The organism is Rhizobium sp. NLR16a (assembly GCF_017948245.1).
Classification (GTDB): domain Bacteria; phylum Pseudomonadota; class Alphaproteobacteria; order Rhizobiales; family Rhizobiaceae; genus Rhizobium.
In genome coordinates this window covers 1862391-1882879 of sequence record NZ_CP072865.1, presented here as the reverse complement: position 1 = coordinate 1882879, position 20489 = coordinate 1862391, and the positions used below count along the sequence as shown (strand labels likewise).

The following is a 20489-nucleotide window of genomic DNA, read 5'->3' as shown; positions in this document are numbered from 1 at the left end:
ATAATTTCAATGAAGATCTGACGATATACCGGGCGATTTTGGTCGCATTTATCGTTATAGGCTCCTGCATCTCACAGAGTGTGCTCATTTTTTTGGCTGGGGCATCCTTTGCGTCCTCGGCTTGTCCGTCAGGTACGGCTTGTTTCGCGGCAAAGAGGCTGAGAGCGAGAAGTATGCATTCTACAGGTTTTTGTTTTTTCTCCTGATGGCAGAATATACATGGAGCGGGTTTAGGTGGGATCAGGCCAAAAGCGATCGTCAAAGCCCCCCATGACGTCCGCGAATTGCTCGATCTGCTCTGTGAATTCTGGGAACCCGTCCACCCGGCGTTGATGCTCCGCCTTGCCTCTCACGGGGCCGCCAGCGCGCTTCGTCGGCTGGGCCGGGGGAATATGCTCCATACCGAACATCGCGCGTTGCCGGTGCCCAGGAGCTTTTTCCCTTAAGGAAACTTCTTTACCGAATTCGCTGATCTTTCGAATTCTGCACCTGTAAAAAACGGCGGCATACCGCTGCATCGAGACATTCAAAGATATCAATCCCGCGATGTTTCTCTCGGGGGAAACTGAGGAGGCCATCCGTCTCTCCGAGGAGATCGAAGCGGATGGTGACGCGCTCTTTCGCATCGCCTGCGAGCATGGGCTCGAGGGCATCATCGCCAAAGACCGGAACAGCACATATCGCGGCGGGCGCGGTGGCGAATGGCTGAAGATCAAATGCATCCAGAGCGACGGCTTCGCGATCGTGGGATATCAGAGGTCCAGCTCGGCGTTCGGGAATATCGGAGCGTTGCTCCTAGCGGCGCGAAAGGAAGGCCAGCTGGTCTCTGTCGGATCGGTCGGAACAGGCTTTAAGGCAGACCAGGCTATGAAGCTGCGTGCAACCATGGACAAGATGAAGGTGTCAGCGCCAGCGGTGAGGTATACCGGCCATCGCAAGAATCTGGTCTGGATCAAGCCCAAACTCGTCGCTGAGATCGAATACCGGGCCTGGACGCATGATGGGAAGCTGCGGCATGCGTCGTATAAGGGGCTGCGCGAAAAAGAAGACGACGCTGTGGTTTATGATCTATAGGAGCGAAGAGAATTCATTCGACCACCTCAACTAGGTCGGCTATTCGCTTATCGGTTACGACGATAGGACTGCCAATGGCATGGCGAAAACGGAAGACAGCCCGTCGCTCTGACTCACTCTCGAAAGTTTTGGGCTTACAAAAAACAGAAGGAAGCTCCGCCAATCTCAACAACTCGTCGGAGTGCCTCTCAAAAAGAGTAACCAAGTTTTGTGGATCTATTTTGCCACTGTCGCCGATAAGCTCACAGATTTCGGACGCGAGGGCGGTCTCATGAGAGTAGACTTTGACATCCGAGTACTGAACATCCTTAAGTTCGTAATCGACCACATCCAGGTGGGCAGCGATGACTTGTAAAAGTGCGTTAGCATCCGGAAAACGAACAAGCCGCTCTCCAAATTTCCCCTTCATTTCGGTTCGATTCTCGGTCGACGCTGTGAAGCACATCACGCCGCAGTTCGAAGCTGCTGCGCCCTCGAAGTATGCCGCTGTCCGTCCGTCGTGGAGATAAAAGGCTCCAAAGCCCTCTTGTTCATCTCGTGCAAACGCATTCTCTGTCTTTCGATAATCAGACACCGGCGATATCTGCGCTCGCCCCGCCAACCAGTGCGAGAGCGCGCCGTCGGACATGAACTTGTAGACCGCGCCAGCAGTGTATGACTGCGGCACGTCCATGATCTTCGAGCGACTGATCCAACCCTCGTACCGCCGATCGTGCTCTTCTTCTGAAACTTCCGGCAGCCCATCGTTTTCCTCCTCAATTGATAAGAGGTACTCCTTCAATGTCGCGCCTAGGGAAACAAGTTCCTCATCCGTCAGTCCCTCATTGAACGTGGCCATGCCGCGGATCGTTATCTGTCCTCCATCCTTGGTAAGCCGGGATCCGATCCAAGGGATAAATTCATATTCGGTCATTCAACCACTCTACTGCTGGAAGCTTCGCCAATGTTTTTGGGCAGGCAGTCTATGAGATTCGGCTCCATCAACAACGAGAATCAGACGACGTGAAAGAACGTTCTGGAAACAGACATTCAGAATGAAAAAAGGACCGCATTCAGAATGTAAACTCTTGCGCTCATTCGCATCTTGTTCAGCGAATCCTCAATTCCGTCGAGCGCTGCACTTCATAGGAAATCGCGCGGCTTAAGCACTCCCATCAACGTCGCCATCTTCGTCCAATTCGCGCACCGGCAGATAGGTGTTCTTTTCCATCCACTCCCGGACGATATACCTGATAGCGTCTGCGCGCGTCAGCACCAACTCGCGAAAGACATTCCGTAGGGCCTCTTCGATATATTCGTCGCGAGCGATCGAGATGGTGTTGCGCACGGGCATGGGGCCGGCGCTGCACAATCTGCGAATCGAGCACAGAGCTCGTTGACATCAACTCCTGAAAACTACAATCTTTGATTGACGAGGTATGGAGGCTCACCGTGAAAAATCAGGTGCTCAAGGACTACCTTATCTTTCTCGTGCCCGCGTTTGTCATCCCCCTAGGCTTGTACCTCACTGATGAGACCACTTCGCCGACCACACTGTTCAAGCTTGGCTTGCTGTTTCCGCTCTTTTTGCTTGCGATGAAGGGACTGGCTGGTTTCTTTCCGCCCGAGAACCTGCGGGACCGATCCGTTGCCCGAATAGCTGAATACGCTACCCTCCAAGGCTTGGTTTTTGCAGCATTTATATCGATGTTCGGCGACTTTATGCAAGCCGAGCTGCAGTCCAGCTTTCTTTCGACGTTGCGGCAGTTTGCATTCGCTGCCGTGCCGGTGTCTGTTTTCCACTTTGTATCGGCGCTGAACGCACAAAAGAAGCTGCGTGCCTCTTAAGTGCTTCCAGAGACAGCGAGGCCGGTAGGCCACCGGTCGAATACAACGGCTGGCGCAAGGACTTGGTTTGGCTTCAGCTTCAGCAAGGCGGCCGTGGCGCGAATTCCGACCAACCGAAACCTGCAACGCGAACCGGACCGGCTTCAACGCTACGGCGCCTCTACCTCCGGCGATACGGAGGAGGTGGAAAGTGAGGGTGCATTCGAGCTTCGCGGCGCCGATGTCCAGCTCGCGGCGATAGCGCTTCCTCAGCGTTGTCGGATCGATCTCTAGCGCGCGGCAGATTTCGCGTTGCGGAATGCCCTCGGCGGCAAGCACTTGGACAAGACGGCGCTGCCTGTCCGTAGGGTGGTGCGGAGGGCGACCGGGGTGATTTTCGGGCGCTTCATGCATGGACGGGAAATATGCCCAAGTGAGTAGCAACTGCCATCAGCGAGGTGAGCGGCTGAACATCATCCCCGAAGTGACGGTTGCGCCCCGAGATTGAAATCATGCGTCAGTTCCTCTTTGATGGCAGGGCGATCGTTGCTCAGTAGCGGAGATTGCGATGGATGCGACCACCCTCAGCGAACGCCTTTTTGGCCTGTCCTTCCTGATGCTCTGGGTGTTGCCGGCGATCCTGATCTTTAGCGGCGTGCGTCACGGGTTGAATGCAGAACCAAAGGACGATGATCGGTCCCGCGCGCAGGCTCGGTCACATGGACGCATAGTCCGGCATCTCCTCGAAGGCGACAGGCGGAATAGGGCCGTGACCCAGGCTGTCGAGGCCAAGGCCAGGTCCTATTTCGTGCGCCGCACAGGCAAAATCCATCTGGCAGCGCTCGCCTTCTTCATCGTGACGACTTTGTTTCTGGCGCTCTGGAATCGCCACGAGGCAAAGATGCAGCGGGCGTCGCAAATCCAAGTCACATCGCCGTTGCAGCACGATAAATGACCGAGATGGTGGCAGTCGCTATGTCCCTCCCAAGTCTCGTCAGCATGAGCTCCAGATGAGATTGCACGCTCATGTAGCTCATCTCCGCTGATAGCCTTCATCAAACTTTGGCGGCCGCCACAGTCCGAACGCCTAGCTGTGAAATGTTCGCTCTCCTCTGGCGAGGAACGCCCAGGGCCGCGACGCGATCACCGCTGAACGATCACGCGGGTCCCCGGCTGGACCATATCATAAAGCTCCTCGACATCCTCGCGATACATCCGGAAGCATCCGCTTGATGCATTGGTGCCGATGGAGGAGGGGTCGTTGGTACCGTGGATGCGGAGCAGTCCGTCGGCAAGGTAGATCGCCCGGGTTCCAAGCGGGTTTGCGGGCCCGGGTTTGACCACCGCCGGGAGCCTGGGGTTCTTCTGGCGCATGCCGGCTGTTGGCCGCCATTCGGGATGCAGTCGTTTCGACACGACACGCGTTGTCCCGTACCATTGTTTGCCTTCGCGGCCGACGGCGATGGGGTAGGCAAACTGCTCACCCCCTGACGTCGTGTAGATTAGGGTGTGCTCACGCGTGGCGATGACGATGGTTCCTCTTCCGACGCGCGTCGAGGGCTCCCGAGGTTCTGGAAAGGGCTCCCGATAGCCAGGTTCTGGCTCGTAGTATGGAGGAGGGGGATAGGGGCTGTAAGGGTCATCATAACCGTAGCCGTCGTATTCATCGTATCCATCATACGGCGCGTAAACTTGGGCTTGGGCCTGCACCGCTATCAGAAATAGGGCCGCAGCAAGGAGAACCAACAATCTCATTCTTCGTATCCGCTTGTTGTCCGATCATGATTGGGTTGAATTCTATGGCGGCACTATGGCGGCGCGGGTCTCGATTTGCCGGTCGCTCGTTCTCCGCCGAGTTCACGCATCTCGCCCACGAACACCCTCAAAAGGAGGCTGCGACGAGTGATATCTTTGCTGAGAGCATTCGTGAGGCTCAAGGACTGGCTGCGCATCGCTCACCGCTGCGTTAGATGCGCCCACACCTTCTCTTCGGCCATCTGCATCGCAGTCGCCGTCATCCTATGGCTCTGATCAATGCGTCCTGAGCCTAAACCTTGCCCAGATGCTTCGGCCAGAATTCCTGGTGGACTTCGGCGGCTTCGTCTTCGAGGTTCGTCGGGCCGACCACCGTGACGGCACGCGCGCCGGTCTGCAACACCGCCCGGCTGGGCACGTTCAACCCGATCCCGGCAATCTCGCCAAGCCGCGTTTCGGAGCACGCAAACACCATGCGTCCGATACCCGACCAGTAGATCGCCCCGGAGCACATCGCGCAGGGCTCAGTGCTGGTGTAGACCGTGCAGTCGGCGAGAAAAGCGGGGTCGTAGTGCTGCGCCGCCAGTTTGACCAGGTTCATCTCGGCGTGGTTTGTCATATCGTGGCCGGTGAAGACGCTGTTTTCGGCGCGCAAGATGATTTCGCCATCCTTGACCAGGACCGAGCCAAACGGTTCGTCGCCGTTTGCCATCGCGGATTTCGAGAGCGCAATTGCCTCGCGCAGAAACGGCTCGTGATTGTCCATGAGAACCCCCGGGGTTAGAGCGGGTGATCTTCCCTTGAATTGGAGGGATTTCCAAGGGCTGAAGGTCAGAACTAGGATTTGTGATCTGCAACGCCTTCGGCGCAGACGCCGACGGGCGGCCGCAGACTTTCATTCTCGGAACCAAACGCGTCCGCATCGACTTTGACCCCGGAGTTATCTTGGAGGTCCCCTGATGGACAAAACACCGAAAACGGCGATCCGCGGAATGATGCTGTACGTACTGGCTCTCCTCGTGTTGGGCATTTTGGCGGGCGCCCTGTACACAATCTATGGCCATCCCGGAGATCCCTCCGAACCACCTGCCGCCGCGACGATTCAGCAAAAAGGTGTGGCTCCGCAGTAAGGCAGCTGGGGTAAATCGACTGGCCCCTTGCGAGAACAAATGATGACCGGCAAAGCTTCTGCCGATCCGGCGCGCACCCGGTCAGGTCGTGTTGAAAAGAATTCGTTGCACCGCAAAGGCCAGCAAGCGGCAACGAACATGGCTTTGGAAGGCAAGGCGGAAATTCTGTCGCAAGTCCTTCCCACCAGTAGAGAGCCTATAGTTATAGGGGGAACAACCTGCGACAGGGGAGAAGTTCTGCAAGCAGCATGCACAAAACAGGGGAGGAACCGGTAGGAGCAGGTCGGGCTGGAGCGCGGCTGAACCGACTGACGGATCTGGCGATCATCTCTCTGGCTTGCGTCCTCGATCAGGCGCACTAGAGAATTTCGAACACTTCATACTCAACGCCACCTGGACACCGCCCGCCTTTGGCGACGGCAACGATCTGGTTGAGCCAGGCGTATTGCGGCGCCGCCGTCTCGAAATAGGGCGTTGTCCGCAGATAGTATTCTGAGGTGTCGACCGCTTCGCCGCGGGCGAGACGCATGTCGACTTCAGGCGAGGAGCGTCTGACGCCGCGATAGGTCATCAAGATCGGCGCGCCGTCGTCGGCCAGGAGCAGAAGTCTCACATCCTGCTGGAATGTGCCGTCTGCTCGCCCGAGCAGGAGGTCGGAGCCGATCAGCGGCGATACTTGCCCTTTCAGGCGCTCACCCTGAAACGTTCCGCCCGAGACGGCAAATATGCGGCGGCTTCCGGCAGGCGTCTGCCCGAGCTCCACCGCCGGATGAAGGGTCATGAAGAGTGTGAACAAGTGGCGAGATTGCAGGGACATTTGGCTTCACCTATGGTTGACGCGAAATCCTATCTGCGGGCGCGCTGCCTTCAAAACGCGCTTTGCTTGTGAGCATCACAAGAAGAACTGAACGAAGAGACCATGCGGCCGCCTTTGCAGTCCTTGCGAATATTGGAAGCATGCGTGTCCGCTGGCAGCTTCGCCCGCGCGGCCGAGCGCCTGTGCCTCACACCTGCTGCCGTCAGTCTCCGCATACGCACAATGGAGGCAGAACTCGGCAAGCCGCTCTTTCATCGAGCCGGGCGCCGCATTGTCCCGACACGTGAGGCCGTTGTGCTGGCGGGTCGCGTTCGCCAGGCTCTGGATGGCATTGCCGGGGCACTCGATGAGTTTCAGGCTGCCACGCCGCCGCTGCGAGTGACCGCACCTCCGACATTCGCGTCGCGCTGGCTCGCCCCGCGGCTGTCGCGTTATCCATCGGCAGCAATTTCCCCCATCGAAGTCGACGTCTCTGCCGATATTCGCGATCCAGCCGCCTTTGATGTCGCCATACGGACGGGGCGCGGCGGGTGGGACGGGCTGGAGGAATATCGGCTCACGCCCGTAGAAGCAACGCCGATGCTGGCGCCGTTCCTGCTTGGAACGAGGGTCCTGGACACTCCGGATGCTCTGGCCGATTTCGAGCTTTTGCCGCATCCGGATTGGGATGCCTGGTTCAACGGCGCCCAAGGCACGGCGCCGCGGTCTCTGCGGTTTGCTCCGGTCGATTATCCCACGCTTGAGCTGGACGCCAACGCGGCGGTGGCAGGTGCTGGCGTGGCGCTGTTGTCACCGTCTCTGTTTCGGCCGCTTTTGGACAAGGGACTTCTCGTCGCACCTTTCTCACACGTGCTGACGGGGCCGGCATGGCATTTCGCCTTGATGCGCGTGGATGACACCCGCCTCGCACCCAGGCGGCTCTGTGCGTGGCTTCGGCAGCGGGCGCAGGAACACGCTTGATCGGGGGAAACTCTGTCCTAACTGCGTCGGGATGTTTGATCCCGCAATTTGACCTTTCTGCCAAATGGAAGAACGCACGACCGCCAACGGCGCAGGGCGGGCCGGGATCGCGCACGCCATCGAATTGGTGCCCGGATGCGGTCGGGCCGAATCGGTCTGGCCCTCCGAGATGCTGCGCCCACTTCGAAACCGAGGAGTTCGCCGATGAGAGAATATGCGGTCGTGATATCAGGCGGAGGGCCGACCGGGCTGATGCTGGCGGGCGAATTGGCCCTCGCGGGCGTCGACGTCGCCGTCGTCGAACGGCGCGAGAATCAGGAGATCGTCGGTTCGCGGGCCGGCGGTCTGAGTTCGCGCACGCTCGAGGTCCTCGACCAGCGTGGCATCGTCGACCGGTTCCTCAAGGAAGGGCAGATCGCCCAGGTCACAGGATTTGCGGTTAGCCGGCTCGATATCAGTGATTTCCCGACGCGGCACAATTACGGGCTGGCGCTGCGGCAGAAGCATATCGAGCGCATTCTGGCCGACTGGGTCGGCGAGTTGCCGGTGACGATCTATCGCGGCCGCGAACTGGCCACTTTCCGGGAGGATGAGGCCGGCGTCACCCTCGACCTCTCCGATGGGTCGTCGCTGCGAGCGGGCTATCTCGTCGGCTGCGATGGCGGCCGCAGCCTGGTTCGCAAGCTGGCCGGCATTGCCTTTCCGGGATGGGATGCGACGACCAGCAATATTCTCGCCGAGGCTGAGATGGAGGAGGAGCCGCCGCTCGGTGTCCACCGCACGGCGCTCGGCATGCATGCCTTCGGCCGCGAGGAATATCAAATCCGCGATGGCAAGGTGGTGTTTGCCGGCGAAGGTCCGATCAACATCATGGTGACGGAACAGACGGCCGGCGGCGCAGGCGAGCCGACGCTTGACGATCTCAGGCAAGCGCTCATCGCCGCCTGCGGAACCGATTATGGCATCCACGGCCTGAGGTGGATTTCCAGGTTCACCGACATGTCGCGCCAGGCGGAGGTCTACCGCAGGGGCAGGGTGCTGCTGGCAGGTGATGCCGCCCATGTGCATTCGCCGGTCGGCGGGCAGGGGCTCAATACCGGTGTGCAGGATGCCGTGAACCTCGGCTGGAAGCTCGCCCCGGTGGTGAAGGGCGTATCGCCTGGGGCCTTGCTCGACACCTATCACGCCGAGCGTCATCCGGTTGCCGCCCGCGTGCTGCGCACGACGATGGCGCAGGTCGCATTGCAGCGGACCGATGATCGCACCGAGGCTCTCAGAGAGGTCGTGCTGGAACTGCTTGGCCTGGAGGAGGCGCGCAAGAAGATCGCCGCCGAAATGTCCGGGCTCGGCATCCGCTACGACCTCGGCGAGGGGCATCCGCTGCTCGGCCGCCGCATGCCCGACCTCGACCTGGTCACGCCGGACGGCCCATTGCGTCTCTTTACCCTGTTGAAAAACGCGAGGCCGGTGTTGTTGAACCTCGGACCGCGCGGCAGCCTCGACAGCGGGCCATGGTCAGGCCGCGTGCCTTTGGTCGATGCGCGCTATGACGGGCCATGGGAGTTGCCGGCGGTGGGGGCGGTCGCAGCCCCGACCGCGGTGCTGATCCGGCCGGACGGTTATGTGGCCTGGGTGGGCGAGGGGTCTCAGGATGGCCTCGACGCCGCGATGAACACCTGGTTCGGGCCGCCCCGCTGACAGACTAAAAAGCCGCTGAGCTAGGCAGCCAGCGAAATCGGCGCGACGTCCGGCATTGGCTCCGGCATCGGTTTGCCGCGGCGCTCCCAGGTGCGGCGGCTGATGCCGAAGGCCTCCCAGGGGCGAGCTGCGCTGAGCGAATTGTCGAGATAATCGGCCCTCGACACGGCGCCGGCGGCCCGCCGCCGCTCTTCCTTTCGGTTTCGGTCGCGCTGGCGCCGCTTTTCCTTTTGCAGCCTCGCTCTTTTCGCCTTCGGCACGTCGAAGGCGCCGATGGTGCGAATGTCGAGCGCGCTGCGTTCGGCAAAGCTCTGATGCAGGGCGTGACCGAGCGCGTCGGCGGTCAGGGGAGAAAAGCGCAGTTTCGTGCGCTCATAGATGATCACCTCGATCGCGGCTTTCTCAGCCCAGGGCAGCCATCGCGCCGCCCAGCCGAGAACCACCTCGACAAAGTCTTCCCCGAACTCGACAAAGGCGAGACCGGCGATCACCTCGACATAAATGAAGGCGTCATCCGCCTCGGGTACGATGTCGCCATGACGATGGCGGATCAATTTTTCGATCTCGCGCATCCTTCCGCGGAAATGGTTCCAGCGGCCGCCTCGCATGCGGCGCTGCACGGCCTTGTAACCGAGCAGGCAGTCGCCGATTTTGATCGCGGTAACGTCCCGCGCAAGACCCTCCGCACGCCCGGCCTCGTCAGCCGGATCTGCCGAGCGAGCCCCTTCATCCGCGCCGACGAGACGATCCATCGTTTCTCCTTTGCGACCAGGCCCGAGAGGCCGAAACGCGTGATCGTAGCGGAAGTGGGGGCGGTGAAGCTCGCTTTTTCTGCGTTATTCTCTCAGTTATTTTAAGCGAAGCTCCCGCTATCCCGGCAGCCCCGCGATATCAAGCGCAGCGCCGAGAGACGCCGCCAAGGCCGGGTCGCAGTCGACGCCGGAAAATTGCATGCCGTAGCGAAAAGCAGGCTGCAGTTCCAGAACGCGAGCCGCCGCACTTCTGGCGTCGCTGAGACGTCCGAGTTTTGCAAGCGAGGCCGTCAGGAGCATGTGCGAAATGCTGTGGCGCGGATTGTGTTGAACCGCCCTGTAGGCAGCTGTGACGGCCTCTTCATATTGTCCCAGTTGGAAGTGACCGAGCACCAGCGCATGGAAAGCCGACCACGCCCAGGGATCGAAAGGGCTGAGACGCAGAGCCCGCTCGCCCCATTCGATGGCGCGATCAGCCTTTCCAGCCCAGCCGAACATCACGCCGCCGACGATATAGGTGATCGCCGAAGATGGGCTGACGGCGAGCGCCGCCTCGGCCGCGGCGAAGGCGGCGTCACGATCATGTTCGTCCATGCCGATGGAAAAACCTGCAAATGTCAGGGCAAGCGCATCGTCCTGGCCGTAGAGAATGGCCGCCCGCGCATGCCGGACCGATGCCAGACGATGGTCTTCAAGCAAGCCGGCGCGCAGGAAGAGGCAGTGATGGCACATGGCCGCGAAGGCATGGGCCAGCGCATAGCGGGGTTCGAGTGCAAGCGCCCGCTCCAACAGCGCCAATGCCCCTGCTGCCTCGGTCGGCATGCCGCAATAGACGTCGGGCTGGGCCTGCAAAACGAGGTCGTAGGCGTCGAGGTTTTCGGGCCGCTTGCGCTTGACGCGCTCCAGTTCCGCCCGGCGCAGGCGCGGCTCGATGGCGCTGACGACGTTGAGGGCGATTTCGTCCTGCAGATCGAAAATGTCGGCGAGCGGGCGGTCGAAGCGTTCCGTCCACAGCAGGTTTCCCGTTTCGGCCTCGATCATCTGCGCCGATAGCCGCACACGACCGCCGGACCTGCGCACGCTGCCTTGCAGAAGATAACGCGCGCCGAGCTCCTGGCCGATCTGTTTCACGCCGAGAGCTTGGGGGTCGTAGGTGAAGCTCGATTTCGGCGCGACCACGAACAGCCAGTTCACCCGGGAGAGCCCCGCCGCTATGTCCTCAACGACACCGTCCGCGAAATATTCGTCTTCCTCGTCGCCATTCGAATTCGAGAAGCGAAGCACGGCAACGGACGGTCTGGATGGAAGGGCAGACACGGGCAGTGTCGGCTGGGCCGCGATGGCGGGCAAACTTTCGCTGGTGACCGCCGGCCCGATATAGCGGTAGCCCCGCCGCGGCAGGGTTTCGATCCAGTCCGGCCCTCCGCCCGTAGAAAGAGCCCGGCGTATGGCCGCCATCTGAACGGTAAGATTGCTGTCCTCGATGGCGAGACCGGGCCATGCGGCTTCGATCAGCGCCTCCTTGCCGACGGGCGTTCCCGCCCGTTCCAGAAGCGCCCGCAAGAGCGCCACGGCGCGTCGCCCCAACCCCAGCGGCTCTGCTCGGCAAAACAGGATTTCGGCATCCGCGTCGAGGCAAAACGAGCCGAACTTGTGCATCGCAGCCATGTGTCGAGGAAATATCATTCGCAGAAATTTTGCAACAATTTCGCAAGACCTTTGCGACTTCGAGGCGGGAAGGCGGCATCGTTGAAGCGGCTGAAAAGGCCGCATGTTTTCGGAAAGTGGAGGAGAGTGAAATGAATGCGAAAGCCGTTGTTCGAATGCCGGGTGAGGGCAAGGAACTGAGCCTGGCCGGCAAGCCGTTGAGGTTCCTTGTGGCGGGGGAAGACACCAGGCATACTTCTATGTTCGACTGGACGTTGCCGCCGGGTTTCTTCACCGGGCTTCATGTTCACCGCGTCCAGGAGGAAACCTTCTTTGTTCTTGAAGGCGAATGCGAATGGGAGGTCGGCGGCCGGAAGATCACGGCGAAACCCGGCACCTATGTCTTCATCCCGCCAGGCGTTCCCCACAATATCGGCAATGCCAGCGGCAAGGCGGCAAGGATGATCATGACGGTCTCGCCGCCCGGACACGAACACTATTTCGAGGAGCTCGCAAAACTTGTCGAACAAATCAGCCCTCCGGATGCGGGCGCCATCGCTGAACTGAGGGAGCGGTACGACACGACGCAGATCTCGACGCTGCAGAAATAGGATGTGATCGGGGGTTCCCGGGCGCCCGCGGTTGGTCCTGCGCGGGATCCCGGGCCCCGTTGATTTCTATTGGGAACGTCCCGTGTTATCATCCCTGGCCTGACGTCATCAGCCGTATTGTCAGTACAGAGACTTGTCCGATGAGTGAAATGGACGTGCTTTTTGCCAGCCTGCGACAGGCCGCTGACCCGCAGACGGTCGAGTGCATCGAAAATGTCGTCAAGCACGGCGCCGATCGGGATCTCAACCGCGTCAATGCGCTCGCTTTCGCCGCCAAGCACCATCTTGACGAAGAGAAGACCATCGCCGCCTTTCTGCATGCGGCCCGCATCGGCGCATTCGAGATGACCTGGAATGTGCTATGCCCGGGCTGCGGCGGCGTCCTCGACAGCGGCGCAACCCTCAAAGGGGTCAACCAGGACAGCTATCATTGCGCCCTTTGCGCCGCCGGATACGAGCCGACCCTTGACGAGATGGTCGAGGTCACCTTCACGGTCAGTCCGCGGGTGCGCCGGATTGCCGCGCACGAACCCGACCGGCTGCCGCCGCTCGAATATTACCGCCAGATTTTCTTCAGCTCCGGCGTAGACCTGCCGGAGGATCTGGAAGCCAGGTTCGACCGCATCCTGCTGGAACTGATCGAGCTGGCCCCGGGCGAGAAGGCCTTCGTGTCGCTTCAGCTGCCGGCGCAATTCGTGATCATCTTCGATGCGGTGACCCATTCGGCGCAGTTCGTCGATGTGCAGGGGGAGCCGACCGACGAGCGCCAGAACCTCTCGATGGTCATCAGTCGCGGGCATGCGCTGAACGAAACCGTGACGCTGCGTCCCGGCTCGCTGCGGCTCACGCTCGAAAATCACACCGATCGCCGGGTGGTCCCGAATGTCTGTATTGCCGGCGATGACCTGCACGACCTCCTGGGCCGCAGGCGGGAGTTTCTGACGGCCAAGCGCCTGCTGACGAACCAGAGTTTTCGTGACATCTACCGGACCGATACGCTCGATGTCGACCAGCGCCTGAAGATCACCAGCCTGACGTTCCTGTTCACCGATCTCAGGGGCTCGACCGCTCTCTATGAGCGCGTCGGCGATCTTGCCGCTTTCGATCTGGTGCGGGCGCACTTCAGGGTTCTTCACGAGATCGTCGCCACCGAGGCCGGAGCGGTTGTCAAGACGATCGGTGATGCCGTGATGGCGACCTTTCCGAGCCCGGACCGGGCGGTGGCGGCGGCGCTGAGGATGCGCGAGGCGATGCGGCGGCTGAATGCCGAACACGGCAGCGAAGACCTCCTGCTGAAGATCGGCATCCATGAGGGGCCATGCCTCGCCGTCAACCTCAACGACAGGCAGGACTATTTCGGTCAGACGGTTAATATCGCCTCCCGCGTCCAGGGCCTTGCCGACCCGAATGTGATCATGACGACCGAGGCGATCGTCGAAGATGCCAATGTCTCGGAGATCCTGCGCGACAGCGGCGTCACATCGGCCTCACGAATGGCGGAGCTTCAGGGCATCGGCAGGGAGGTCAGGATCTTCGCCCTGTCGTGAGCCTCATCCACCGACCAGGCTTCACTGCGGAGCATCGAGCCTTCTGCATCGGCATCTCACGACCTCGACGCCGCGTTTGGCACGTTCCCTCTCCCCGTTGGAACGGGGAGAGGGGCAGCCATCGGCGCCAAGCCGACAACTGAGGCACATGACGAAGGAGAAGGCAGTTTACGCCACCAACCCCTTGGTCAGTTCCAGCGCCTGCCGCTCGAACAGCCGGCGATAGATGCCACCATTGAGCCGGATCAGCGCCTGGTGATCACCTTCCTCGACGATTCTGCCCTTGTCGAACACCAGCAGCCGGTCCAGCGCCCGCACCGTGGAGAGCCGATGCGCGATCACAAGCGTGGTGCGGCCGTCCATCAGGCGTTCCATGGCTTGCTGGATCTGCACTTCGCTTTCGCTGTCGAGACTCGACGTCGCCTCGTCGAGGATCAGGATCGGGGCATCGGCCAGGAAGGCGCGGGCGATGGCGACACGCTGCCGCTCGCCGCCCGACAGCTTGACCCCGCGTTCGCCCACCATCGTCTCATAGCCCTTCGGAAGGTCCATGATGAAGCCGTGGGCATTGGCCTGTTTCGCCGCCTGCTCGATCTCCCGCCGCGAGGCGTTCGGCCTGGAATAGGCGATATTTTCCGCCAGCGTCCGGTGGAACAGGATCGGCTCCTGCTGCACGATCGCGATCTGGCCGCGCAGGCTCGATTGTGTGACCTCGGCGATGTCCTGCCCGTCGATCCGGATGGCGCCCGAGTTCACGTCATAGAGGCGCTGGATGAGCTTGACGAAGGTGGTTTTGCCCGAGCCCGAATGCCCCACCAGCCCCACACGCTCGCCCGGCCGAATGGTGACCGAGAAGTCCTCGTAGAGCGGGTCGGGATGCGCGCCATACTGGAAGGTGACGTAATCGAATACGATCTCGCCCGCGCCGATCGCAATCGGCTTGGCGTGCGGCTTGTCCTCGATGCCGAGCGGCATCCTGTCGAGCAGCACCAGTTCCTCCATGTCGTTGACGGCACGCTGCAGATTGCGGATATCCTGGCCGACATTGCGCAGATAGCCCTGCAGAACGAAGAACATGGCCAGCACGAAGGTGACGTCGCCGGGGCTCGCCAGCCCCTGCCGCCACATGATCAGCCCCGTTCCCAGAATGCCGGCCTGCATGGATACCATCATGAAGCCCTGGATCGTGCCGCTCAAGGTGCCGCGCTTCCATGTCCGCCGCGTGCGGCTGTCCCATTTGCCCAGCACATGGCGCAAGCGGGCTTCTTCGCGGGCTTCAGCGCCGAAGGCCTTGACCACCGAATTGCAGCTGATCGCATCCGCCAGCGCGCCGCCGAGCCTGGTGTCCCAGGCATTGGCAAGCCTAGCCGCCGGCGATACGAAGCCCATGGAAAGCGCCACGGTGACGCCGATATAGACCAGCGATCCGAGAGCCACGATCAGGCCCATGACCGGCCAGTAGCTGCCGAGCACGATACTGGCGCCCACCAGCATGACGATGGACGGCAGCAGCGCGACAAGCAGCAGATCATTGAGCGAGTCGAGCGCCCACATGCCGCGGGTGATCTTGCGCACCGTCGAACCGGCGAAGCTGTTGGCGTGCCAGTCGGTCGAGAACCGCTGCACCTTGTGGAAACCGTTATTGACCACATCCGCCATGATGCGCAACGTCAGCCGGATGATGCCATTGAAGATGAACCAGCGCAGTGCCACGCTGATAAAGCCGAGAACGACGACGACGGCAAAGGCGCTGAGTGCGCCGTCGGCCGCGTTGCCGCCGGCAATGGCGTCGACGATGCGGCCGGAAAATACCGGCACCATGACCTCGGCCAGCGTGCTGGCGGCAACCAACACGATGATAACGCCCACCAAAACAGCACGGTGGCTCCAATGATGAAGAACAAAGCCGAGCACGTGACGATAGGCATCGGCGCGGAAATCGAGCTTCTTGCGAGTCATTTTTACCAGCCCGGCCCGTATCGGAAACCGGTCCTCAAAATCGAGAGTTGAAAGGCACAGCCCGCGCGGAAGACGAAGTAATGCCGTCAGATCAATCGGGCTGAGGGAAGAGAAAACCGCATGTCGCGCGCGCTTGAGGCGGGGCGCGAATGGATATGACCTATCGTCGGGACATACCACACGGGAAGGCTTCGATGATTGCTGATGTCATTCAACGCCTCCCTTTTGTTCGATCTGAAGCGGTAGCGTTTTGTAGCGAAGCAATTCGCCGTTGCCAAGAGGGAATCTACAACCGTACGGAAAGTGATGCGAAAACGACACAATTTATGGGCTGCGAAAACTCGTGGCGCCGCCGAGGCCTTTGCGCAGGTCTGTTTGGGCTGTCGGATGATTGTTAGTCTTTGTTTCGTAGCCACGGCCTGCCAGTGGCTGGGACCAACGGTCAAGACAAAACCCACTCCATCAGCGCATTCTGGGCGTGAAGCAGGAATGCTTTTGCGGGACGGCTTTGGCAGGCAGGGTGCAACATCGCGTCGGCCGTTACTTCCTGTCCCCTTGCGACGGGCGGGCAGGGCAAGAAGATCGTGTCACGCCGTCCTTTGTCGAGGAGCGTTGCCGTCACCTGATATTCCGTCAGCTCGCTTTCCGCCGCGTCTTTCGGCCACGAGTCCGTGATGACGACGTCCGCATCGAGGGCATGACTGATATCTCGGCTGATTTCGAAATTCGGATTCAGGAGATGGGGATCGGCTACGTGCCAGCGCTCCGGATAGACTTGGACGACGCGGATGGGCATGGATTTCGCTGCCTCGACCCAGGAACGAAGAATGTTGGCATCTGGCGCGATCCCGACAACCTTCAGGCCTTGCAGCGATCCCCTGACGCTCTTGATGTAGGCGAGATCGCCGAGCGTCTCACACGGATGATTTAGTCTTGTCCGGGCATTGATGACAGGCGCATCCATGACCGCCGCGAGCTCTTGCAGGGTAGCAAGTTCCTTCGTCCTGACGACGAGAAGGTCAAACCAATTGTCGAGATAGTCCGCAAGGTCGGCGGTGGTCTCGCGGGCGTTGAAGCTGATTTGCGGTTGCACGCAGACGCCGCCCATGGCCTTCACACCGAGGTCAAAGGCGGCCGTATTGCGCCATCCCGTGTCATCGACGATAAGGCTCACCCGTTTGCCATGCAGGGATTGCGGCATGGTGCGGCCCGCCCAATGCTTCGCAAGCTGGCCGGCTCGGTCGATAATCGCAGCGACAGTGTCCAGCGGCAGTGAGTGGAGTTCAAGGAAATCTCTGTTCAGCGTAGGATCCACGGTGTTTCCAATGTTTCTCTTGGCTATGCAGCCGATCGACCGCTCTGCAACGGTTATCGCGGCTCCTGATGCGCCAAACCTCCCATTGCCATAAGCGGACTTTTCAGTAGCTGCACGAGCGAGCATTGCCGGGTCTGAAACCGCCCGCACAGGCCGGATTCCTCGAAGTATCCAGCTGATATTGATAATCCTCCCGATCCAGCCTCGCGGGCGAGGTACAGGAAGCCGCGAGCGTGGACGCGCCGATCATCGCGCTGGTCGCGAACAAGGTGAGGAATCGGGTCATCTGAGCTTCTCCTGAGGTTGGTCTCGGCAATCTATCATGCCGGCACAAACAGATGCGAGAACCGGAGAGGGCAATCACGCTCATCTGATAGGAAATGGCTTCGATGATGAAGGGACCGCTCTTCGCTCCATGGGAAATTCAGGGGTAATTTTCTCGGACTATTCTGCGATTATGGAAGTAAGTCCGCAGTGTTGGCAAGCGAATGATTCCCGATTTTGTCTTGAACAAATCGACGATTTTCAGTAGTATTATCGCATAAAAAAGTAATATAAATGGGAGGTTACTATGTCGGAAGCTCGGTTCGAGCCGGTTTTTCTTCATCGTCAGCATTTCGTCGCCGAGATCACGTGTCTCGACGAAATCTTCGAACTTCTGGATGAGTGGCCGCAGGACAAGCGAGGTCTGGCATATGACACGCTGCTGAAGGCGTGCAGGGATACCGCCAAGGGGCATTTTCCGCTCAGCGCTGCGCGCGAGAATTTTCGCCGTTTTCTGAAGATGTCGGGCATGCTCGACAGCGGTCCCAAATTCGAGGGGATGGGCGATCGAAACGTCGGCAATGCTTGAAGAGCCAAGTCTGTTCGTAACGATCTGAGCCGGCGTGCCGCTACGTCATAAGCGGCGCGTCCGGTCGCGAATCTCCGGTCAGCCAGGGCCGGCAGCCGCCCAATCGCAGCGGAAGACCAGCATGGGCTTCGAAAATCCCTTGATGCGCCGGCGCGTCGCGTGGGCAAAGAGGTCGCCAGCGCCATATTCCCGGAATACATTCTCGGACACGAGGATCTGGTCGCTGGCTGCGGCCGCGCAGAGGCGGGCTGCGAGCTGCACCGTGGAGCCGAAGAGATCGTTGCTGTCCTCGACCGGCTCACCGCAATCGAGCCCGATGCGAACATGGATCGGCTCGGCCTTGCTGCCGTTGTAATGCTGGAATTCCTGCTGGATCGCCATGGCGCAGTCGACGGCCGCGGTCGTCGCCGCGAAGGCCGCCATGATGCCGTCGCCGGTGTGCTTCACCTCGCGGCCGGAATTTTTGCCGAGGCACCGGCGCACGATCGCGTCATGAGCCCTGACCAACTCTGTCCCCATGCGGTCGCCGAGGCGCGCCGTCATCTCGGTCGAGCCGACAATATCGGTAAAGAGGATCGCCCGGTGGCCAGGATCCATCTGCGGCGCGGATTGGCCGGGCGCCGGATCGGGGTCATTAATGCGACCGAGAAAGGCCTCGACGGCCGACAGAGCCACCTCGACGACCTCATTGGCGACGAAACCGTGCGCCTCGCGATGTACGCAGTGGACGGTTTCGACATCGGGCGCATCCACCAGACAGAAGGCCGTCCCGCGCCGCTCGTCGAACCAATACGTCAGAAACTTGACGCCGTATTGATCCTGAATGTCGATATCCATGCGATGCGCCTGGGCAACCTCGGCGGCCGAGGTTCCTTTGAGGTAGTGCCGGTCCATGAAGATAGGCATCGCGTGTTCTCCCAGATCCGCCGCGTGCAGGTAGTGGCATTGTACGATCAGGAAGCATTCCCGTCCACCTTCGGGACAAGCAATGGCAGATCGTTGCAAGGCGTTGCTTCCGGAAAGGCAACGTGTTGCTGCACATTCAGTAGAATATGCATGGATGTCGGCGGTTTTAATGAGTAGGCGTGGTGGGTTCTGTCTGATATTTACCATAATCGGTCGTTTAATGCTGATAGCCAGATTTCCGGAACCCCCTCGAGAAGCTTCAGACGTTTCCTGTTTCAAGCGTCGCCTGCCGGATCCCGCCGTGAGAGATATGTCTGTCACGGTCATGGTGCCAAGGATCGAAGGCCGCTGCCAACGGCATGCTAATTGCATATTATCGGTTAGCTCGCCGAAATTAGGAAAAGCTGTAGCAAAGTGAGACAGACGGCAAATTTTCGACCGGTCGGCTTGGCCTCAATGGGGCTTGGGCATTATGCCGTTATCAACTCTGTGTGGGATGCCGCGCGCACGCTGCTCCGTGACTGGCCGGTGGATGACGGCGAAGAATATTTCGAAGCGGTCAAAGCCTGCCTGGATGCGATTACCGGCGATCTCCCGCCGGATCATGTGCGCGCCGTCTTCATCAGGGCGGCGCAGGAGGCGGGCATCGCCGTCATAGAAGCCGCCGACTGACCAGCGGCCGCATCCTAGCTCCCGTTTCTCCTTCCGTTTTCATGACAAGCTCGTCGTCGCGCTTGACTTCCTCGAGCGAAGGTCTAAATTAGAACAGAACATGAACATTGGAGATGGTCATGACACATACCGAACAGGTGATCGCCAACGCCCTTGCCCTCGTCGAAGCCTCCCGGGCGGCCCGCGAGCGGGACCAGCAGCGCCGCGCCGCTTGGCAGAAAAAGGTGGAACTCAGCCGACCGCTGCCGCCCTTGCCGCGTCCGGTCCAATTGCCGCTGGCGCTAAACTGATGCAGCCGAGCTTGAAATCCCGTCAGGCCAAGCTTGATCAGTTGGAATCCGATGATGCTTGGGAAGTGGAAGCTGTGCTCGCCTGGCATGACGATGATGCCAAGGCGGCGATCCGCTCGCTGCTCGATGACTGCAAGCATCTGCGCCGGCAACTGGCGCTGGCCGAACGGGTGATGAGCCGCGGCATGGCGCGCGGCTGGACGCCGCGTTACGAGCGCGACGCGCTTTAGCAATCGGGCGCAGGCAACTGAAGCAGCGACTGACGGGGACGCAGGCGTTCGGCTCGCTTCAGCAAAACACCTTGGCGGCCGTGACTTCGACTTCCACGAGGAATTCCGGGCGGGTGAAGCCGCCGACGATGATCAGTGTTGAGGCCGGCTTCGGATCGAGCGTGTAACGATCCCGCACGGCCATGTAGGCTGGGAAATCCTCTCGCTTCGTCACGAAGGCGGAGATGCGGATAACGTCGGCAAAACTCATCTCGGCCTCGGCGAGAATTGCCTTGATGGCTTCAAAGCAGAGTTCCGCCTGTGCGCCGATATCCTCCGGTACCGCCTCGTCGGGGCCGATGCCGAGCTGGCCCGAGGTCACGAGCAGGGAGGCGCCCGGCGGCACCAGCAGCCCGTGATTGTAATGCCCGAATGGGCGGCGGACGGAGATCGGGTTAAAAACCTTCTTCATCGGATATCCCTGCCTG

General features: G+C 60.4%; 23 protein-coding genes and 2 pseudogenes. 13 read left to right on the top strand and 12 right to left on the bottom strand.

Annotated features, from left to right (window positions below):
• Window positions 1-230: 230 nt before the first annotated feature.
• A complete protein-coding gene (locus tag J7U39_RS09110) occupies window positions 231-578 on the bottom strand; it encodes a hypothetical protein (protein ID WP_210631450.1) in 348 nt (115 codons plus the stop codon).
• Between J7U39_RS09110 and J7U39_RS09105 the strand changes: the two are divergent.
• Window positions 568-1074: pseudogene (locus tag J7U39_RS09105) on the top strand (ATP-dependent DNA ligase); the annotation flags it as partial. The gene J7U39_RS09110 and the pseudogene J7U39_RS09105 overlap by 11 nt on opposite strands.
• Window positions 1075-1087: 13 nt before the next feature.
• On the opposite strand, the gene J7U39_RS09100 reads toward J7U39_RS09105, so the two are convergent.
• Window positions 1088-1987, bottom strand: a complete 900-nt coding sequence (locus J7U39_RS09100) for a hypothetical protein (RefSeq protein ID WP_210631449.1) — start codon at window positions 1985-1987, stop codon at window positions 1088-1090.
• Between the two features lie 228 nt (window positions 1988-2215).
• Window positions 2216-2407 carry a hypothetical protein gene (locus J7U39_RS09095; protein WP_210631448.1) on the bottom strand — a complete coding sequence of 64 codons (192 nt, stop codon included), beginning with the start codon at window positions 2405-2407 and terminating at the stop codon, window positions 2216-2218.
• A gap of 98 nt (window positions 2408-2505) precedes the next feature.
• Between J7U39_RS09095 and J7U39_RS09090 the strand changes: the two genes are divergently transcribed.
• Complete coding sequence (locus tag J7U39_RS09090) at window positions 2506-2901, top strand: hypothetical protein (protein ID WP_210631447.1); 396 nt, start codon at window positions 2506-2508, stop codon at window positions 2899-2901.
• 547 nt (window positions 2902-3448) lie between these two features.
• Window positions 3449-3835 carry a hypothetical protein gene (locus J7U39_RS09085; RefSeq protein ID WP_210631446.1) on the top strand — a complete coding sequence of 129 codons (387 nt, stop codon included), beginning with the start codon at window positions 3449-3451 and terminating at the stop codon, window positions 3833-3835.
• Between the two features lie 188 nt (window positions 3836-4023).
• On the opposite strand, the gene J7U39_RS09080 is transcribed toward J7U39_RS09085, so the two are convergent.
• Complete coding sequence (locus tag J7U39_RS09080) at window positions 4024-4635, bottom strand: L,D-transpeptidase (RefSeq protein ID WP_210631445.1); 612 nt, start codon at window positions 4633-4635, stop codon at window positions 4024-4026.
• Between the two features lie 165 nt (window positions 4636-4800).
• Between J7U39_RS09080 and J7U39_RS31770 the strand changes: the two are divergent.
• Window positions 4801-4911 (top strand): annotated as a pseudogene (locus tag J7U39_RS31770) (IS5/IS1182 family transposase); the annotation flags it as partial.
• A 16-nt stretch (window positions 4912-4927) separates the two neighbouring features.
• Here J7U39_RS31770 and J7U39_RS09075 read toward each other — a convergent pair.
• Window positions 4928-5401: a nucleoside deaminase gene (locus J7U39_RS09075; RefSeq protein ID WP_210631444.1), complete on the bottom strand. Its 474-nt coding sequence runs from the start codon at window positions 5399-5401 to the stop codon at window positions 4928-4930.
• A gap of 193 nt (window positions 5402-5594) precedes the next feature.
• On the opposite strand from J7U39_RS09075, the gene J7U39_RS09070 reads away from it, so the two are divergent.
• Window positions 5595-5765 (top strand): hypothetical protein, encoded by a 171-nt coding sequence (locus J7U39_RS09070; RefSeq protein ID WP_210631443.1) that lies wholly within the window; start codon window positions 5595-5597, stop codon window positions 5763-5765.
• Window positions 5766-6123: 358 nt separating this feature from the next.
• Here J7U39_RS09070 and J7U39_RS09065 read toward each other — a convergent pair whose 3' ends face one another.
• On the bottom strand, window positions 6124-6582 hold the full coding sequence (locus tag J7U39_RS09065; RefSeq protein ID WP_210631442.1) for a DUF3237 domain-containing protein: 459 nt from the start codon (window positions 6580-6582) through the stop codon (window positions 6124-6126).
• 102 nt (window positions 6583-6684) lie between these two features.
• Here J7U39_RS09065 and J7U39_RS09060 point away from each other — a divergent pair, with 102 nt between their 5' ends.
• Both J7U39_RS09060 and J7U39_RS09055 read left to right on the top strand, forming a co-directional pair.
• On the top strand, window positions 6685-7542 hold the full coding sequence (locus tag J7U39_RS09060) for a LysR family transcriptional regulator (RefSeq protein ID WP_210631441.1): 858 nt from the start codon (window positions 6685-6687) through the stop codon (window positions 7540-7542).
• A 204-nt stretch (window positions 7543-7746) separates the two neighbouring features.
• Entirely contained in the window at window positions 7747-9240 is a 1494-nt protein-coding gene (locus J7U39_RS09055; protein WP_210631440.1) for an FAD-dependent monooxygenase, read from the top strand.
• 20 nt (window positions 9241-9260) lie between these two features.
• Here J7U39_RS09055 and J7U39_RS09050 read toward each other — a convergent pair whose 3' ends face one another.
• A complete protein-coding gene (locus J7U39_RS09050; protein ID WP_210631439.1) occupies window positions 9261-9992 on the bottom strand; it encodes a hypothetical protein in 732 nt (243 codons plus the stop codon).
• 117 nt (window positions 9993-10109) lie between these two features.
• Window positions 10110-11660: a winged helix-turn-helix domain-containing protein gene (locus tag J7U39_RS09045; RefSeq protein ID WP_210631438.1), complete on the bottom strand. Its 1551-nt coding sequence runs from the start codon at window positions 11658-11660 to the stop codon at window positions 10110-10112.
• A gap of 131 nt (window positions 11661-11791) precedes the next feature.
• On the opposite strand from J7U39_RS09045, the gene J7U39_RS09040 reads away from it, so the two are divergent.
• Both J7U39_RS09040 and J7U39_RS09035 read left to right on the top strand, forming a co-directional pair.
• Entirely contained in the window at window positions 11792-12250 is a 459-nt protein-coding gene (locus J7U39_RS09040) for a cupin domain-containing protein (RefSeq protein ID WP_210631437.1), read from the top strand.
• Window positions 12251-12390: 140 nt separating this feature from the next.
• A complete protein-coding gene (locus J7U39_RS09035; RefSeq protein ID WP_210631436.1) occupies window positions 12391-13797 on the top strand; it encodes an adenylate/guanylate cyclase domain-containing protein in 1407 nt (468 codons plus the stop codon).
• A gap of 168 nt (window positions 13798-13965) precedes the next feature.
• Here the strand turns inward: J7U39_RS09035 and J7U39_RS09030 are convergent, their stop codons facing one another.
• Both J7U39_RS09030 and J7U39_RS09025 read right to left on the bottom strand, forming a co-directional pair.
• Window positions 13966-15756 carry an ABC transporter ATP-binding protein gene (locus J7U39_RS09030; RefSeq protein ID WP_210631435.1) on the bottom strand — a complete coding sequence of 597 codons (1791 nt, stop codon included), beginning with the start codon at window positions 15754-15756 and terminating at the stop codon, window positions 13966-13968.
• Window positions 15757-16198: 442 nt separating this feature from the next.
• The gene (locus J7U39_RS09025) at window positions 16199-17221 is read right to left on the bottom strand and encodes an ornithine carbamoyltransferase (protein ID WP_247241739.1); all 1023 of its coding nucleotides are present in this window, start codon (window positions 17219-17221) and stop codon (window positions 16199-16201) included.
• A 421-nt stretch (window positions 17222-17642) separates the two neighbouring features.
• On the opposite strand from J7U39_RS09025, the gene J7U39_RS09020 reads away from it, so the two are divergent.
• Entirely contained in the window at window positions 17643-17924 is a 282-nt protein-coding gene (locus tag J7U39_RS09020; RefSeq protein ID WP_210631434.1) for a DUF982 domain-containing protein, read from the top strand.
• Window positions 17925-18002: 78 nt separating this feature from the next.
• Here J7U39_RS09020 and J7U39_RS09015 read toward each other — a convergent pair whose 3' ends face one another.
• A complete protein-coding gene (locus J7U39_RS09015; protein ID WP_210631433.1) occupies window positions 18003-18830 on the bottom strand; it encodes a nickel-binding protein in 828 nt (275 codons plus the stop codon).
• Between the two features lie 414 nt (window positions 18831-19244).
• On the opposite strand from J7U39_RS09015, the gene J7U39_RS09010 reads away from it, so the two are divergent.
• The 3 genes from J7U39_RS09010 to J7U39_RS09000 all read left to right on the top strand — a co-directional run bounded on the left by J7U39_RS09010 (window position 19245) and on the right by J7U39_RS09000 (window position 20022).
• Window positions 19245-19502 (top strand): DUF982 domain-containing protein, encoded by a 258-nt coding sequence (locus J7U39_RS09010; RefSeq protein ID WP_011425300.1) that lies wholly within the window; start codon window positions 19245-19247, stop codon window positions 19500-19502.
• Window positions 19503-19621: 119 nt separating this feature from the next.
• Entirely contained in the window at window positions 19622-19792 is a 171-nt protein-coding gene (locus tag J7U39_RS09005) for a hypothetical protein (RefSeq protein WP_164517744.1), read from the top strand.
• A complete protein-coding gene (locus tag J7U39_RS09000; protein WP_210631432.1) occupies window positions 19792-20022 on the top strand; it encodes a hypothetical protein in 231 nt (76 codons plus the stop codon). Before J7U39_RS09005 ends, J7U39_RS09000 begins: the two co-directional genes overlap by 1 nt.
• A gap of 58 nt (window positions 20023-20080) precedes the next feature.
• Here J7U39_RS09000 and J7U39_RS08995 read toward each other — a convergent pair whose 3' ends face one another.
• Window positions 20081-20473 (bottom strand): RidA family protein, encoded by a 393-nt coding sequence (locus J7U39_RS08995; protein WP_210631431.1) that lies wholly within the window; start codon window positions 20471-20473, stop codon window positions 20081-20083.
• Window positions 20474-20489: the final 16 nt, after the last annotated feature.

Excerpts from the sequence above, each read along its gene's own strand:
- J7U39_RS09065 (WP_210631442.1), bottom strand. The coding sequence starts at position 6,582 with ATGTCCCTGCAATCTCGCCACTTGTTCACACTCTTCATGACCCTTCAT.
- J7U39_RS09100 (WP_210631449.1), bottom strand. The coding sequence starts at position 1,987 with ATGACCGAATATGAATTTATCCCTTGGATCGGATCCCGGCTTACCAAG.
- J7U39_RS09045 (WP_210631438.1), bottom strand. The coding sequence starts at position 11,660 with ATGGCTGCGATGCACAAGTTCGGCTCGTTTTGCCTCGACGCGGATGCC.
- J7U39_RS09000 (WP_210631432.1), top strand. The coding sequence starts at position 19,792 with ATGCAGCCGAGCTTGAAATCCCGTCAGGCCAAGCTTGATCAGTTGGAA.
- J7U39_RS09040 (WP_210631437.1), top strand. The coding sequence starts at position 11,792 with ATGAATGCGAAAGCCGTTGTTCGAATGCCGGGTGAGGGCAAGGAACTG.
- J7U39_RS09110 (WP_210631450.1), bottom strand. The coding sequence starts at position 578 with ATGGCCTCCTCAGTTTCCCCCGAGAGAAACATCGCGGGATTGATATCT.
- J7U39_RS09095 (WP_210631448.1), bottom strand. The coding sequence starts at position 2,407 with ATGCCCGTGCGCAACACCATCTCGATCGCTCGCGACGAATATATCGAA.
- J7U39_RS09035 (WP_210631436.1), top strand. The coding sequence starts at position 12,391 with ATGAGTGAAATGGACGTGCTTTTTGCCAGCCTGCGACAGGCCGCTGAC.
- J7U39_RS09030 (WP_210631435.1), bottom strand. The coding sequence starts at position 15,756 with ATGACTCGCAAGAAGCTCGATTTCCGCGCCGATGCCTATCGTCACGTG.
- J7U39_RS09085 (WP_210631446.1), top strand. The coding sequence starts at position 3,449 with ATGGATGCGACCACCCTCAGCGAACGCCTTTTTGGCCTGTCCTTCCTG.
- J7U39_RS09055 (WP_210631440.1), top strand. The coding sequence starts at position 7,747 with ATGAGAGAATATGCGGTCGTGATATCAGGCGGAGGGCCGACCGGGCTG.
- J7U39_RS09050 (WP_210631439.1), bottom strand. The coding sequence starts at position 9,992 with ATGGATCGTCTCGTCGGCGCGGATGAAGGGGCTCGCTCGGCAGATCCG.
- J7U39_RS09015 (WP_210631433.1), bottom strand. The coding sequence starts at position 18,830 with ATGCCTATCTTCATGGACCGGCACTACCTCAAAGGAACCTCGGCCGCC.
- J7U39_RS09080 (WP_210631445.1), bottom strand. The coding sequence starts at position 4,635 with ATGAGATTGTTGGTTCTCCTTGCTGCGGCCCTATTTCTGATAGCGGTG.
- J7U39_RS09005 (WP_164517744.1), top strand. The coding sequence starts at position 19,622 with ATGACACATACCGAACAGGTGATCGCCAACGCCCTTGCCCTCGTCGAA.
- J7U39_RS09020 (WP_210631434.1), top strand. The coding sequence starts at position 17,643 with ATGTCGGAAGCTCGGTTCGAGCCGGTTTTTCTTCATCGTCAGCATTTC.
- J7U39_RS09075 (WP_210631444.1), bottom strand. The coding sequence starts at position 5,401 with ATGGACAATCACGAGCCGTTTCTGCGCGAGGCAATTGCGCTCTCGAAA.
- J7U39_RS09060 (WP_210631441.1), top strand. The coding sequence starts at position 6,685 with ATGCGGCCGCCTTTGCAGTCCTTGCGAATATTGGAAGCATGCGTGTCC.
- J7U39_RS08995 (WP_210631431.1), bottom strand. The coding sequence starts at position 20,473 with ATGAAGAAGGTTTTTAACCCGATCTCCGTCCGCCGCCCATTCGGGCAT.
- J7U39_RS09070 (WP_210631443.1), top strand. The coding sequence starts at position 5,595 with ATGGACAAAACACCGAAAACGGCGATCCGCGGAATGATGCTGTACGTA.